The 14,935-nt window shown below is 73.4% G+C and carries 9 protein-coding genes; 2 read left to right on the top strand and 7 right to left on the bottom strand.

Going from position 1 to position 14,935, the window contains the following annotated elements; genetic code table 11:
• Positions 1-37: 37 nt before the first annotated feature.
• A complete protein-coding gene (gene pepN / locus ACH4TL_RS20885; protein WP_398316609.1) occupies positions 38-2,611 on the top strand; it encodes an aminopeptidase N in 2,574 nt (857 codons plus the stop codon).
• A gap of 199 nt (positions 2,612-2,810) precedes the next feature.
• On the opposite strand, the gene ACH4TL_RS20880 is transcribed toward pepN, so the two are convergent.
• The 6 genes from ACH4TL_RS20880 to ACH4TL_RS20855 all read right to left on the bottom strand — a co-directional run bounded on the left by ACH4TL_RS20880 (position 2,811) and on the right by ACH4TL_RS20855 (position 10,529).
• Positions 2,811-4,595, bottom strand: coding sequence for a tetratricopeptide repeat protein (locus ACH4TL_RS20880; RefSeq protein WP_398316611.1), 1,785 nt, complete (start codon positions 4,593-4,595; stop codon positions 2,811-2,813).
• Between the two features lie 21 nt (positions 4,596-4,616).
• Positions 4,617-5,591 carry an acyl-ACP desaturase gene (locus ACH4TL_RS20875; RefSeq protein WP_398316613.1) on the bottom strand — a complete coding sequence of 325 codons (975 nt, stop codon included), beginning with the start codon at positions 5,589-5,591 and terminating at the stop codon, positions 4,617-4,619.
• Positions 5,592-5,845: 254 nt separating this feature from the next.
• On the bottom strand, positions 5,846-6,088 hold the full coding sequence (locus ACH4TL_RS20870; protein ID WP_398316615.1) for a hypothetical protein: 243 nt from the start codon (positions 6,086-6,088) through the stop codon (positions 5,846-5,848).
• A gap of 49 nt (positions 6,089-6,137) precedes the next feature.
• Complete coding sequence (locus ACH4TL_RS20865; protein ID WP_398316617.1) at positions 6,138-7,823, bottom strand: alpha-L-fucosidase; 1,686 nt, start codon at positions 7,821-7,823, stop codon at positions 6,138-6,140.
• Positions 7,824-8,079: 256 nt separating this feature from the next.
• Complete coding sequence (malQ, locus tag ACH4TL_RS20860; RefSeq protein WP_398316619.1) at positions 8,080-10,272, bottom strand: 4-alpha-glucanotransferase; 2,193 nt, start codon at positions 10,270-10,272, stop codon at positions 8,080-8,082.
• The gene (locus tag ACH4TL_RS20855; RefSeq protein WP_398316621.1) at positions 10,272-10,529 is read right to left on the bottom strand and encodes a hypothetical protein; all 258 of its coding nucleotides are present in this window, start codon (positions 10,527-10,529) and stop codon (positions 10,272-10,274) included. The genes malQ and ACH4TL_RS20855 overlap by 1 nt, the downstream gene beginning before the upstream one ends.
• A 453-nt stretch (positions 10,530-10,982) precedes the next feature.
• Here ACH4TL_RS20855 and ACH4TL_RS20850 point away from each other — a divergent pair, with 453 nt between their 5' ends.
• Positions 10,983-13,961 carry a beta-N-acetylglucosaminidase domain-containing protein gene (locus ACH4TL_RS20850; protein WP_398316623.1) on the top strand — a complete coding sequence of 993 codons (2,979 nt, stop codon included), beginning with the start codon at positions 10,983-10,985 and terminating at the stop codon, positions 13,959-13,961.
• 128 nt (positions 13,962-14,089) lie between these two features.
• Here the strand turns inward: ACH4TL_RS20850 and ACH4TL_RS20845 are convergent, their stop codons facing one another.
• Positions 14,090-14,626, bottom strand: a complete 537-nt coding sequence (locus ACH4TL_RS20845) for an HNH endonuclease (RefSeq protein ID WP_361481753.1) — start codon at positions 14,624-14,626, stop codon at positions 14,090-14,092.
• Between the last annotated feature and the right edge of the window lie 309 nt (positions 14,627-14,935).

Here is a 14,935-nt window from a genome sequence, read left to right as displayed (position 1 = left end):
CGCACATACCGCACATGACGAACGGGAGAGAGCCGACGTGCCTGGTACCAACCTCACCCGGGAGGAAGCGCAAGAGCGAGCGCGCCTCCTCACCGTGGACGCGTACGACATCGAGCTGGATCTGAGCGGCGCGCAGGAGGGCGGCACCTACCGATCGGTGACCTCGGTGCGCTTCGACGCCGCCGAGGCGGGTGCGTCCTCGTTCATCGACCTGGTGGCGCCCGCCGTGCACGAGGTCGTCCTCAACGGGGACGTCCTGGACCCCGCCGAGGTCTTCCAGGACTCGCGGATCGCGCTGCCGTCGCTGCTGGCCGGGCACAACGAGCTGCGGGTCGTCGCCGACTGCGCGTACACCAACACCGGTGAGGGGCTGCACCGCTTCGTCGACCCGGTCGACCAGCAGGCGTACCTCTACACGCAGTTCGAGGTGCCGGACGCCCGCCGGGTGTTCGCGAGCTTCGAGCAGCCGGACCTGAAGGCCACCTTCCAGTTCACCGTGACCGCGCCCGAGGGCTGGACGGTGATCTCCAACTCGCCGACGCCCGAGCCCAAGGACAACGTCTGGCGCTTCGAGCCGACGCCGCGCATCTCGACGTACATCACCGCGCTCATCGTCGGCCCGTACCACAGCGTGCACAGCAGCTGGGACGGCGGCGACGGCCGGTCGGTGCCGCTCGGCATCTACTGCCGCCCCTCGCTCGCCGAGTTCCTGGACTCGGACGCCATCTTCGAGGTGACGCGGCAGGGCTTCGACTGGTTCGAGGAGAAGTTCGACTACGCGTACCCCTTCGCCAAGTACGACCAGCTCTTCGTGCCGGAGTTCAACGCGGGCGCGATGGAGAACGCTGGTGCGGTCACCATCCGCGACCAGTACGTCTTCCGCTCCAAGGTGACGGACGCGGCGTACGAGGTGCGCGCCGAGACGATCCTCCACGAGCTGGCCCACATGTGGTTCGGCGACCTGGTCACCATGGAGTGGTGGAACGACCTGTGGCTGAACGAGTCGTTCGCCACCTACACCTCCATCGCCTGCCAGGCGTACGCGCCGGGCAGCAAGTGGCCGCACTCGTGGACCACCTTCGCCAACTCCATGAAGACCTGGGCCTACCGGCAGGACCAGCTGCCGTCCACCCACCCGATCATGGCCGAGATCAGCGACCTGGACGACGTCCTGGTCAACTTCGACGGCATCACGTACGCCAAGGGCGCGAGCGTGCTCAAGCAGCTCGTCGCGTACGTCGGCATGGACGAGTTCTTCCGCGGTGTGCAGGCGTACTTCAAGCGCCACGCCTACAAGAACACCCGGCTCAGCGATCTGCTCGGCGCGCTGGAGGAGACCAGCGGACGGGACCTCAAGACCTGGTCGAAGGCGTGGCTCCAGACCGCGGGCATCAATGTGCTGCGCCCGGAGATCGCCACGGACGCCTCCGGCACCATCACCTCCTTCGCGATCCGGCAGGAGGCCCCCGCGCTTCCGACGGGCGCCAAGGGCGAGCCGACGCTGCGGCCGCACCGCATCGCGATCGGGCTCTACGACCTCTCGGCGACCGGCAAGCTGGTCCGCTCCGAGCGGATCGAGCTGGACGTGGACGGCGAGCTGACCGAGGTGCCCGGCCTGGTCGGCACCAAGCGGTCCGCCGTCATCCTGCTCAACGACGACGACCTCTCGTACGCCAAGGTCCGGCTCGACGCCGACTCCCTGGCCGTCGTCACCGAGCACCTGGGCGACTTCGAGGCGTCCCTGCCGCGCGCCCTGTCCTGGGCCTCCGCCTGGGACATGACCCGCGACGGCGAGCTGGCCACCCGCGACTACCTGGCGCTCGTGCTGTCCGGGGTGGCCAAGGAGTCCGACATCGGCGTGGTGCAGTCCCTGCACCGTCAGGTGAAGCTCGCGCTCGAGCTGTACGCCGCGCCCGAGTGGCGCGAGACCGGGCTCGCCCAGTGGACCGACGCCACGCTGGAGCACCTGCGCGCCGCCGCCCCCGGCAGCGACCACCAGCTCGCCTGGGCCCGCGCCTTCGCGGCGACGGCCCGCACGGACGCCCAGCTCGACCTGCTCGCCGGGCTGCTGGACGGCAGCGAGACCATCGACGGGCTGGCCGTCGACACCGAGATGCGCTGGGCCCTGGTCGAGCGGCTCGCCGCGACCGGGCGCGCCGACGAGGCCGAGATCGCCGCCGAGCTGGAGCGCGACAAGACGTCGGCGGGCGAGCGGCACGCCGCCACGGCGCGGGCCGCCCGGCCGACGGAGGCCGCCAAGGCGGAGGCGTGGGCGTCGGTCGTCGAGGCCGACAAGCTGCCGAACGCGGTGCAGGAGGCGGTGATCGGGGGGTTCGTCCAGACCGATCAGCGGGAGCTGCTGGCGCCGTACGCCGAGAAGTACTTCACGGCGGTCAAGGACGTCTGGAACAGCCGCAGCCATGAGATGGCGCAGCAGATCGCCGTGGGGTTGTACCCGGCGCTCCAGGTGTCCCAGGCCACGCTGGACGCGACCGATGCGTGGCTGGAGGCGGCTGAGCCGAGTGCGGCGTTGCGGCGGCTGGTGACCGAGTCGCGGGCGGGCGTCGACCGCGCGCTCAAGGCGCGGGCCGCGGACGCGGCGGCAAGCTGACCCAGTTGCGGGCGGTGGGTGTAACCCACCCACCGCCCCGCGGACGGCGACGATGGCTCAGGTCGCACCCAGCGGCACCGCACCGGCCCGGTGGCCGTACGACAGGCCGTCCGCGGCCAGGGTTTCGGGGCCTGGTGCGGCCCGGTGGCCGTTTGTGCCCACCCGTCCCGCCCAGCGGGACGATTGCCTACAAACGGGGTTACTGGTCCACAGGGTCGGGGATGGCCAGGCGGGCCATGGGGCCGTAGTCGCGGAGGAGCTGCGGGTGGCGTTCGGCGGCCGTCCGCAGCCACCGCTCGGCCTCCTCCGTGCGCCCCAGCCCCCGTACGGCCTTGGCCAGCCAGTACGCGGCCTCCGCATGGCCCCCGTCATGGGCGGCGTGCAGCAGCGGCACGGCCTCGGCATGGGCGCCGCGCCGGACCATGCTGCGGCCCGCGAGGAAGGCGGGTGGCACCAGGCCGGTGCGGGCGGCGCGTACGTACCACCGCTCGGCCTGCTGCGGGTCGCCGCCCCGCTCCTCCGAGGTCCGGCCGAGCCACCACGCGGCGCCCCCGTGGCCGAGCCCGGCGGCGCGGTGGAACCAGATCTCGGCGGTGCGCGGGTCTCCGGCCTCCTCGTGGATGCGGCCGATGTCGTACGCGGCGGTGGCGTCGCCCTCGCCCGCCGCGGGCTCGTAGTACGGCACCATCAGCGTGCCCTTGGCGCCGCCGGACCGGTGCAGCATCCGCCCGAGGGCGAGGAGGGCGCGCGGGGTACCGGCCTTGCGGTACGACTCGGCGGCCTCGGGGAGCCGGTGGATGTGGTCGAGGGCCTCGGCGTACGCGTACCAGGCGTCGGGTCCGCCGCCGTCCAGGGCGCGGGCGCGCAGGGCGGGGAGGCGGTCGCGCCACTGGGCGGAGCCGTGCCGTCCGGGGTCGTCGCGGATGGCGGCGACGTCTTCCAGGGCTCTGATGACGCGTTCCTCGCTCTCCGAGAACGGATCCCAGTGCTCCGGGTCGATGCCGGTGGACAGCAGCCACTCCTCGGCCTCGTCCAGCCGCCGCTGGCGCGTGCACAGCACGCCGAGGTTGTAGCAGGCCCAGAAGTGGCCGCCGTCCGCGTCGTCGGCGGTGCGGTACCAGGCTTCCGCGTCCCGTAGCTCGCCGCGCTCCTCGGCCCAGACGCCGAGCACGAACGCGGCGCCGTCGTAGCCGCGTTCATGGGCGCGCTCGACCAGGGCGCGGGCCTCGTCCCCGCGGGCGGCGTCACGGGCGACGAAGATGGCCTGGTCGACCAGGGCCTTGACGCTGCCGACCCCGGCGGCGCGGGCGTACAGCGCCTCGGCCTCGGCGACCAGGTGCGGATACGTGTCGTACATCCCCGCCCGCTCCGGGTCGAGCAGCCCGCGCAGCGCCTCGTACGCGGCGTCGGGGTCGCCCGCGGCCTCCGCCGCCGCGAGGGCGTCGCGCCAGCCCGCCAGCTCGTCCAGCAGGGCCTCGATGGCCTTGCGGGCGCGGGTGGCGGTGGCATCGCCCTCGGCTGACGCCTCGGCCAGCCGCTCGAGGGCGGTGTCCCACGCGCCCCGGGCGGCCAGCATCAGGGCGCCACTGGTCGTGCAGGCGACGCTGCCGAGGGCCGCGCCGCGCCCGTACCACTGCTCCGCACCGGCCGGGTCGCCCGACTCCTGGAGGAGCCGGGCGAGGCCGAAGGCGCAGCCGCCGTCGCGGTCGGCGGCGGTGCGGTACCACCGTTCGGCCTCGGCGAAGTCGCCGCGGTCCTGGTGGCATGTCGCGAGGGTGCGCGAGGCGTCCGCGTCACCGGCGTCGGCAGCCCTGGCCCACCAGGGCAGGGCCTCGTCCAACTGCCCGCGCCCGGTGAGGAGTTCCGCGTACCGGCGGTACGCGCCCGGCTCCCCGGCCGCCGCCGCGGCCCGCAACTCGGCGGCCGCGTCACGGTTTTCCTCGGGTGCCGCGCCGGACGTCCCGTGCGAAGGATGATCGACCATCACCCGATGGTGCCAGAGTGATCAATCCCGTTCGGCACGGGCCCTGCGCCGGGCCAGCAGCGCCTCGCGGCGCTCGTCGAACTTGGTGGCCTGCTCGTCCAGGCCGCCCATGTAGAGGCCCAGTTCCTCCTGCGCCTTCAGCCCCTCCGGGCCGAGCCCGCCGATCTGGAGCACCTTCAGGAAGCGCAGCACCGGCTGGAGGACGTCGTCGTGGTGGATGCGCAGGTTGTAAATGCCGCCGATCGCTATCTGAGCGGCGGCCCGCTCGAAGCCGGGCATGCCGTGACCGGGCATCCGGAAGCCGACGACGACATCGCGGACGGCGCACATGGTCTGGTCCGGGGCCAGCTCGAACGCCTTCGAGAGCAGGTTCCGGTAGAAGATCATGTGCAGGTTCTCGTCGGTGGCGATGCGCGCCAGCATCCGGTCGCAGACCGGGTCGCCCGAGTGGTGACCGGTGTTGCGGTGCGAGATGCGGGTGGCCAGCTCCTGGAAGGCGACGTAGGCCACGGTGTGCAGCATGCTGTGGTTGTTGTCGGACTCGAAGCCCTCACCCATGTGCTCCATGCGGAACCGCTCCAGCTGCACCGGGTCGACGGCGCGGCTGGTGAGCAGGTAGTCGCGCATGACGATGCCGTGCCGCCCCTCCTCCGCCGTCCAGCGGTGCACCCAGGTGCCCCAGGCGCCGTCGCGGCCGAAGAGGGTCGCGATCTCGTGGTGGTAGCTGGGGAGGTTGTCCTCGGTGAGGAGGTTCACCACGAGCGCGATCCGGCCGACGTCGCTGACCTTGGACTGGTCGGGGGCCCATGCCTCGCCGCCCATCACACCGTCGAAGTTGCGGCCGTCGCTCCACGGCACGTACTCGTGCGGCATCCATTCCTTGGCGACCTTCAGGTGCCGGTTCAGCTCGGTCTCGACGACTTCTTCGAGCGCGTACAGGAGCTGGGTGTCGCTCCACACGGCCTGTCCGTTGCGGCTGGAGGGGGCGAGGGTCACTGCGGAGCTCCTGGGGACGGGTACGGCGGACTTTACCTACGGCTCCGTAGGTTACGACACCGTAGGTTAAAGCGAAAATAAATCGGTCAGGACCCGCGTGTGGCAACCACGCGTACGGAGTGGGGTCGGTAGGGGTGCGCGGATACGACGAGGGCGCCCCCGGCCGGTTCGGCCAGGGGCGCCCTCGCAGCGCCGTTCAGCGCTTCGTCGATCGCTCGCGAGTCGTCGGTACGTCAGTCGTCGGTCGCCCGTCGTCAGTCGGCCTGCTGACCGGACTTCTTGTCACCCAGCATGACGAGGCCCGCGATCACCAGGAACAGGACGATCGGGGCGACGACGAAGAGGCCCAGCGTCTCGGCGACGCTCAGGCCCGGACCCGGGTCGTCACCGTCGTCGCGGGTGAGCGCGAACGCGGGGGACGACATCAGCTGCATCGCCGTCGTCGCGGCGATGACGGCACCGGCGCGCACGGCGTTCTTTTTGACCTTGTTGCTCACACGCTCAAGCTATCGGACGCCTGCGGGGGGCGCGTGCGCGGGGTCGCCCTTACGGTTTCCGCACCCGGTGGACGGTCACCGGCAGCAGCCGCGGCGTCGCGCGCGACTCCTGGACCCGCACCCGCACCGCGTCGGCGGTGACCGCCGTGGGCAGCGCCAGGATGCGGCGCGCGCCGACGGTGGTGCCGGTGGCGATGTCCCGCCAGGTCCCCGCGGTCCGGGCCTGCACGGTGAACGCCTCGACCCGCTGTCCGTACCGGATGTCCTCGCCGAGCCGCACCCGGTCGAACGTCACGGTGTCGCCGCCGCCGGTCGGCAGGCCCGCGCCGTAGGTCTTCGTCACGGCCGCGCCGAAGGCGGTCAGCGAGGCCACGTCGGCGTCGTCGATCCGGCCGTTCTTCGCGGGCGGGACGTTGAGCAGCAGCGACGCGTTGCGGCCCACGCTGCGCTCGTACAGCGACAGCAGCTGCGCGGCCGTCTTGGGGCGCTCGGCGGGGTGGTGGAACCAGCCGGGGCGCAGCGAGACGTCCGCCTCGGCCGGGTACCACTGGAGGTACTTCACGCCGGGGGCGGTCAGCTTCGCGCGGGAGCCGATGTCGGCGTCGGTCGAGTCGTTGGGCAGCCCGCCGCCGATCACGGTCCAGGGGTCGACGGCGGACGGGGTCACCGACCACTCCGTCTCGCGCGCGACGCCGTCCTCGTTGCCCACCCAGCGCACGCCCTGGGCGCCCTGGAAGACGACGGTGTCCGGGGAGAGGGCGTGGATCAGCCGGAACCAGTTGGTGACGTTGTACTTCTGCGTGACCCCGGCGCCCGACCAGGGGTTCGCGCCGTCCAGCCAGAACTCGTCGATCGGGCCGTACTGGGTGAGGATCTCGTAGATCTGGTTGAGGTAGTACGCGTCGTAGTCGTCCGCCGTGTAGCGGAAGCTCGGCAGCTTGCCGGAGGCGACGTCCGCGGCGCGGTCGTCACCGGGGACGAGGGTCGGGATGGTGCGCTCGGTGGGCGTGCTGCCGTTCCCGTACCGCCCCTGGCCCGCGGGCGCCCGGCCCGCGTCCTCCAGCGCCATGCGCTCCGGCAGCGACAGCTGCTCGCCGTTCGCCTGCTTCTGCTTGACCTTCTCGACCCACTGGGCGTGCCAGGCGTGCGGCAGCTCGGCCCCGTCGGCGGGCGAGAGGTACACCCCGACCTTGAGCCCCGCCGCCCGGGCCGCCTTCACGTACGCCCCGAGCACGTCTCCCTCCGGGTTCTTGCCGTTCGGACCGCGGGTCCACCAGGGGCTGGCGGCCACGTCGTGGCCGGTGTAGCGGCTGGGGTACAGCGTGAAGCCGTCGTGATGCTTGGCGGTGAGCATGACCTGCCGTGCCCCGGCCGCCTTGTACGCGCGCATCCACTGGCCGAAGTCGAGCGCGGCGGGGTCGAACAGCTTCTCGTCCTCGGTGCCGGAGCCCCATTCGCGGTTGGTGAAGGTGTTCATGCCGAAGTGAGTGAAGGCGGTCACCTCCCGCTGCTGCCAGGCGAGCTGGCCGGGGGTGGGGACGGTGTGGACGGCCTTGTCGATGATGCGGGCGGGGGTGTCGCACACCTCGACGACGTGCTGCGGGGCGTCGGTGACGGGCGCGTCGCAACCGTCCTGGGCGGCGGCTCCGCCGCCCATGGGTATCAGCGTCGCGGCGGCGGCCATGGTGGCGAGGGCGAGGGTGCGGAGTCTTCGGGCGGGTCGTCGTCCGGTCATGGGTCCCCTCCGGTATGCGGTTGTGTCCATGACACCTCTACCCCCACCCCACCCCACCACGAACCGGCGCCGAGCCCCGGCGGGGGGGGGGCGCTGCGCGGTGACGGTCTCGCTGCCAGGTGCGGCCCGGTGGCGTACGGGGCCGGAGCCCCATGGGTGGGGGGCCGGGGGCTTGCCCCCGGTTTCGGGAAGGGGCGGGGTGGGGGAAATCCACCACCCCGTCGGCGCGCGGGAGCAGGGCCCCTCCCCTCGGGGGCTAATTCGCGTCGGTCAGGGTGGCCATCAGGGCGTGGAGGCGGGGGGAGGCCGCCAGGGCCTCCAGGGTCATCGGCCGCCCCGCCGCGTCAGCGATCGGCAGGCGCCAATTCGGATACTGATCCCACGTCCCCGGCAGGTTCTGCGGCCGCCGGTCCCCCACCGCGTCCGGCAGCCACACCCCCACCATCCGCGCGGGCGTCCGCAGCAGGAAGCGGTGGACGGCCCGGATCGCGGCCTCCTCGTCGCCCGGCCCCTCCGGCAGCAGGCCGAGCCGCCCGAGGAGTTCCGTCCACTCGGCGACCTCGGCCGCCTCCGCGGCCCGCTCGGCGGCGAGGGGGCGGGTCAGGAGGCCCAGGCGGTGGCGCAGGGCGACGTGGTCGCCGGTGAGCCGGGCCGCGGTGCTGGGGAGGTCGTGCGTGGTGGCCGTGGCCAGGCAGTCGGCGCGCCATTCCTCGGGGGCCAGCGGACGGGCGGCGCCGTCGCCGTTCCAGTCGCGTTCGAACCACAGCACCGACGTCCCGAGCACGCCCCGCCCGGCCAGGGCCTCCCGTACGCCGGGTTCGACGGTCCCCAGGTCCTCCCCTATGACCGCGGCCCCGGCCCGGTGGGCCTCCAGGGCGAGCACGCCGAGCATGGCGTCCGCGTCGTACCGCACGTACGTGCCCTCGGTCGGCGGCCGTCCCTCCGGGACCCACCACAGCCGGAACAGGCCCATCACATGGTCGATGCGCAGCGCGCCCGCGTGCCGCAGCAGGCCGCGCAGCAGCTCGCGGTACGGGGCGTAGCCGGTGGCGGCGAGGGCGTCGGGGCGCCAGGGCGGCAGGCCCCAGTCCTGGCCGCGGGAGTTGAAGGCGTCCGGGGGCGCGCCGACGGACATGCCGGAGGCGAAGACGTCCTGGAGGGCCCAGGCGTCGGCGCCCGAGGGGTGCACGCCGACGGCGAGGTCGTGCACCAGCCCGATGCCCATGCCCGCGTCGAGCGCCGCGCGCTGGGCGGCGGCGAGCTGGCCGTCGGTGAGCCAGGCGAGCCAGGAGTGGAAGTCGACGCGGTCCAGGTGTTCGCCCCGGGCGCGGGCGGTGCGGGCGGAGCGCGGGTCGGCGAGGCCGTCGGGCCAGCCGCGCCAGTCGGGGCCGTACGTCTCGGCGAGCGCGCACCACAGGGCGTGGTCCTCCAGCGCCTGGCCGCGCTCCGCGAGGAAGTCGCAGTAGGCGGCGCGGCGGCCGGGGCTGAGGGGGACGGCCCGTACCAGCTCCAGGGCCTCCCGCTTGAGGGCCCAGACCGCGTCCCGGTCGATGAGCGCGCCGTCGCGCAGGACGGACGTGCGGAGCGCCGCCGCGGCCTCCAGCAGCCGGTCGGCCCGCTCGCGGGCGGCGCCGCCGAGGTGGGCGTACTCGGGCACGTTCTCGACCCGCAGATGGACGGGGTCGGGGAAGCGGCGCGAGGAGGGGCGGTAGGGGGAGGGGTCGGTGGGGGCGGCCGGGGTGCCGGGCACCGCCGAGTGGAGCGGGTTGAGCTGGATGAATCCGGTGCCGAAGGCGCGTCCGGTCCAGGCGGCGAGGTCGGCCAGATCGCCGAGGTCGCCCATGCCCCAGGAGCGGGCGGAGAGGAGGGAGTAGAGCTGGACGAGGAAGCCGTGGCTGCGGGCCGGGGGTGCGGGCATCCGGTCGGGGGCCACGATGAGGGCTGCGGTGGCGGTGCGTCCGTCAGGGGCGTGTGCGATGAGGGTGTGCGTTCCCAGGGGCACCTTCGCGCCCGGGGGCCATGCGGCTCCCTCGGGCCATGCGGGGCCCAGGGACAGCTCCGTACCAGGTGACGGTTCCGCGCTCGGGGGCGCGCTCGGGGGCGCTTGCGCGCCCATGGGTAATAAGCGGCGGCAGCCGTCCTCGGCCGCCCGCCCCCACCCGCGTGGCGCGCCGTCCTCGATGCGCAGGCGCAGCTCCGTGCCGTCGGGCAGGGCCGGGCGCGCCGCGCCGCCGGGGCGCAGGACCACGCAGGGGGGCAACAGCCGGTCGCGCTGTCGGCGCTCGTGCCGGTCCAGCGCGTCTTTCACTGATCGGGGGGTGGAGGCGTCCACGCCCAGCGCGGCGAGTACGGCCACGACGGTGTCCTCGGGCACCTGGACGGTGCGGCCCGGGGCGGGCTCGTAACAGGTGGCGACACCGTGCAGCTCGGCGAGCCGCGCTCTGCCCATCAGTACTCCATCGGCTCCATGGCTGTGCCCACGCCGGTCCCGGCGGCAGTCGGCTCACTGGTCAGTGGAAGTTCGGTGGCGAGCGGGGGCTCGCTGGTCAGGGGGACGTTGTCGGCGAGTGGGGGTTCGCTGGTGAGGGGTGCCTCGGTGGCGACACCGGACCCGAAACCGTCCAGTCCGCACAGTCCGCAGTCGGGGTCGGAGACCCCGGCGAACGGGTCCGGCTCGCGCACGGCTTCGGGCACGGGTTTGGACATAGCGGCGGGGAGAAGAGCTGACGCGGCCACACGGACCTCCGTGGGGTGTCGGCAGTGTGTCAATGACGAGCCCTACCCACTCATTCCAGCCGCAGACGTAAACAGGGCCCGGACGTGCCGTACGTCACACCCACGGGACAGGCGATTTCGCGGCCGGGAGGGGTCGGGAACACAGAGCTTACGGACAGGACCCGCCTTCATCCGTCAGACTTGCGGGGGCGACACGACGGCGCACGGGGGGCGGCCGCGCAGGGGGCGCACATCCGTTGGCACCACCGCGGTTGCGGCAATGCCGACAGTTCGGTCAAGCGCGTTGACACCTCACCGGCGTGCTGGTGGGCTCGTCGCCGATTGGCGCATTTTGTGGCCGATACGACGGGGCCAGCTATCTGAATCGAGGAGACGCCCGTGCACTTCCGGGGGAAGAGGCCGAGGGCAGTGGGGGCGACGGCCATGGCGGCCGCGGTCATCGGCGGACTGCTCGGCGGCGCCCAGGGGGCGAGCGCCGCACCCGTGGATCCCGGCACCGCCGGGGCCTCCACACCGGACCGGAACAGCGCGGGGGACGCGCCGACCGTCTGGCCGCGGCCGCAGTCGCTGCGCGCCCAGGGGACGGATGTGGCGATATCCGACGAGGCCACGCTGATCGCCGACGGCGACACCGATCCGTACGCGCTGGACGCGCTGCGTGCCCTGCTGCACGACGCGGGGGTGCGTACGGTTGACGAGGTCACCTCAGGGGGCACGCCCCCGGCGCGCGGGCTCGTGGTGCACGCCGGAGGCAAGGGCGCGCAGACCGCGTTGCGCGCGCTGCGGGCGCCGGAGCGCGGCGATCTGCCGTCCGGCGGCTACCGGCTGGCCACCGGCCGGGTGGACGGGCGCGCCACGGTCGCGCTGGACGGCGTCGGGCCGGACGGCCTCTTCCACGCCGTGCAGACGCTGCGCCAGCTACTCGTCCAGCGGGCCGGACAGGACACCAAGGCGTTCGCCGGGGTCACCGTCCGCGACTGGCCCGGTACGGCGGTCCGCGGCACCACCGAGGGCTTCTACGGCTCCCCCTGGTCGCAGCGGGACCGGCTGGCCCAGCTGGACTTCATGGGCCGTACCAAGCAGAACCGCTACCTCTACGCGCCCGGCGACGACCCGTACCGCCAGGCCCGCTGGCGCGATCCGTACCCCGCCGAGCGGCGCGAGGAGTTCCGTGAGCTGGCCACCCGCGCCCGCGCCAACCATGTGACCCTCGGCTGGGCGGTCTCCCCCGGCCAGGAGATGTGCTTCTCCTCGAACAGCGATCTGAAGGCGCTGCTGAAGAAGGTCGACGCCATGTGGGCGCTGGGGGTGCGCTCCTTCCAGCTCCAGTTCCAGGACGTCAGCTACAGCGAGTGGCACTGCGGCAAGGACGCCGACACCTTCGGCTCCGGCCCCGGGGCGGCCGCGAAGGCGCAGGCGAAGATGGCCAACGCGCTCGCCCGCCACCTCGCCGGGCGGCACCCGGACGCGGCCCCGCTCTCGCTGATGCCGACCGAGTACTACCAGGACGGCGACACCGAGTTCCGGCGGGCGCTCGCCGCCGAGCTGGACTCCGCCGTCGAGGTGGCCTGGACCGGCGTCGGGGTGGTGCCCCGGACGATCACCGGCGGTGAGCTGGCCGACGCCCGGGCCGCCTTCGGCCACCGGCTGGTCACCATGGACAACTACCCGGTCAACGACTACGCCCAGGACCGGATCTTCCTCGGCCCCTACACCGGCCGGGACCCGGCCGTGGCCACCCAGTCCGCCGCCCTGCTGGCGAACGCCATGGAGCAGCCGGCCGCGTCCCGCATCCCGCTGTTCACGGCGGCCGACTTCGCCTGGAACCCGCGCGGCTACCGCCCCCAGGAGTCCTGGCAGGCGGCCATCGACGACCTGGCGGGGGCGGACGGCAAGACCCGCGCGGCGCTGCACGCGCTCGCCGGGAACGACGCGTCCTCGGTGCTCGGCGGCGACGAGTCCGCGTATCTGCGGCCCCTGACCGACGCCTTCTGGGCGGAGGTCGGCGGTACGGACGTGGCGCGTCTCGACCGGGCCGCGGATCGGCTGCGCGCGGCGTTCCGCACCATGCGCGACGCCCCCGAGCGGCTGTCCAAGACGCTGGGCGAGGACGTACGGCCCTGGCTGGAGCAGCTCGGGCGCTACGGCGACGCGGGCGTCCAGGCGGTGGACATGCTCACCGCCCAGGCGCACGGCGACGGCGACAAGGCGTGGACGGCCCGGCTGGCGGTGGAGGGGCTGCGCGAGAAGATCGCGGACAGCCGGGTCACGGTCGGGCACGGCGTGCTGGACCCCTTCCTGAAGAAGGCCCTGACCCGGGCGGACGACTGGTCCGGCGTGAAGCGGCCGGGTCAGGAGAAGCTCCGTACCCGCGACGCCGACCGCGCGGCCGCCGACGGCAAGGCGACCACCACGGTGGCCCCGGGCAAGCCGGTCACCGTGCGCTTCGGCCGCACCCGCCCGCTGTCCTCGGTCTCGGCGCTCACCGGCCGGTCGGCGGCCGGTTCGGGCACCGTCGAGGCCCATGTGCCGGGCGAGGGCTGGCGCAGGCTCGGCGCGCTGGCCACGGACGGCTTCACCCAGGTCGGCGGCAAGGGCCTGCGGGCCGACGCGGTCCGGCTGAGCTGGGCGGCGGACACCGCGCCGCCCACCGTGCACGAGATAACCCCCTGGTTCGCCGACACCCCGGCCGCCGAGCTGCGGCTGTCCCGCGGCTCGGTGGACGCCGAGGTCGGCGGCCGGTCCGCGACGGTCGAGGCCGAGCTGACCTCGCTGCGCCCCGGCGATGTGAACGACAAGCTCAAGCTGCGCACCCCGCGCGGCATCACGGCCCGGGCCCCCGGGGCTGTGACGGCCCCGCGCGGTGCGACGGCGACGGCCCGGATCGAGATCTCGGTCGACAAGGACACCGAGCCGGGCACGTACGCCGTCCCGGTCCGCTTCGGGTCGGAGCAGCGCATGCTGACCGTCCGGGCCCTGCCGCGCACCAGCGGCCCCGACCTGGCCCGCGCGAAGGGTACGAAGGCAACCTCGTCCGGCGACGAGACCCCCGACTTCCCGGCCTCGGCGGCGATCGACGGGGACTCCGGGACCCGCTGGTCCTCCCCCGCGAAGGACGGCGCCTGGCTCCAGCTCGAACTGGCCCGCCCGACCCACCTCGGGCGGATCGATCTGCGCTGGCAGGACGCGTACGCCGCGCGCTACCGGGTCCAGGTCTCGGCCGACGGGCGCACCTGGCGTACGGCGGCGACCGTCAACGACGGCAAGGGCGGCCGGGAGATGGTGGGGGTGGACGCCCCGAACACCCGGTTCGTCCGCGTCCAGGGCATCGAGCGCGGCACCCGCTTCGGCTACTCGCTCTGGTCGGTCGCCGCGTACGCGGTGGAGAAGGGCAAGCGCTAGGGGGTGTCTCGCCGACCGTGCCGGGCTCCCGACGCCGCCTGGCACGGCACCTCGCTCGGGCTCCCCCAGCCACCGCTGGGGGAGCCCGAGAGGCTCACCGCGTCGCAAAAAAGCGCTAGCCCGGTATCTCAGGCGGATTTGCCGTCGATCCGGGCCATCGCGTCGTCCGCGCCGAATGCCTCCAGGTATGGCAGCCAGCGCGGGTCCCTATGGCCCGTGCCGATGATGCGCCAGGCGAGGCCGGACGGCGGCGCGGGTTGATGGCGCAGCCGCCAGCCGATCTCGGCGACGTGTCGATCGGCCTTGACGTGGTTGCACCTGCGGCAGGCGGCGACCACGTTTTCCCAGGTGTGCTGCCCGCCACGGCTGCGCGGGATGACGTGATCGACGCTGGTTGCGACGCCACCGCAGTAGGCGCATCTGCCGCCGTCGCGGGCGAACAGGGCGCGGCGGGTGAGCGGGACGGGCCCGCGAAAGGGCACCCTCACGAAACGCTTCAGCCGGACGACGCTGGGAGCGGGGATCGCGCGGGTTGCGCTGTGCATCAGGGCGCCTGAGTCCTCGAGGCTGATGGCCTTGTCGTTGAGGACGAGAATGAGCGCGCGGCGGAGCGGTACGACGCCGAGCGGCTCGTACGACGCGTTGAGGACCAGGACATGCGGCACGGATGCCTCCTTGTACGCCGGCGGCGCGTGGCTCGCGCCGGGACGATCTCACCCAGTTTCCCCTGAACCCTGGCCGGAACGCCACTATCACCGGGTTAACGGTTGAGAGGCATTTCCGCGTACCGCACGTATACGACCCGCACACACTGCACACGAGGCTCGCTAGAGCCTCACTGGAGTGGCAAGAATCACGGCCCCTGGCGACCCCCGGTCCGCCTGGACGATCTTCGGACCCCGGACGGCGCCGGAAACCGCGAGCTGAGGCCGTTCACCCTGCTTTCGTGCGCCCCCCCGGGCGCCTTCACGCGC

This window comes from Streptomyces sp. NPDC021115 (assembly GCF_044333065.1).
GTDB lineage: Bacteria > Actinomycetota > Actinomycetes > Streptomycetales > Streptomycetaceae > Streptomyces.
Note: the sequence above shows the minus strand (reverse complement) of the source record. Positions and strands in the feature narration are given on the sequence as shown.

Bases quoted from the DNA above. Each gene is read 5' to 3' on its own strand.
- ACH4TL_RS20880 (WP_398316611.1), bottom strand. From the start codon at position 4,595: ATGGTCGATCATCCTTCGCACGGGACGTCCGGCGCGGCACCCGAGGAA.
- ACH4TL_RS20865 (WP_398316617.1), bottom strand. From the start codon at position 7,823: ATGACCGGACGACGACCCGCCCGAAGACTCCGCACCCTCGCCCTCGCC.
- malQ (WP_398316619.1), bottom strand. From the start codon at position 10,272: ATGGGCAGAGCGCGGCTCGCCGAGCTGCACGGTGTCGCCACCTGTTAC.
- ACH4TL_RS20855 (WP_398316621.1), bottom strand. From the start codon at position 10,529: ATGTCCAAACCCGTGCCCGAAGCCGTGCGCGAGCCGGACCCGTTCGCC.
- ACH4TL_RS20850 (WP_398316623.1), top strand. From the start codon at position 10,983: ATGGCGGCCGCGGTCATCGGCGGACTGCTCGGCGGCGCCCAGGGGGCG.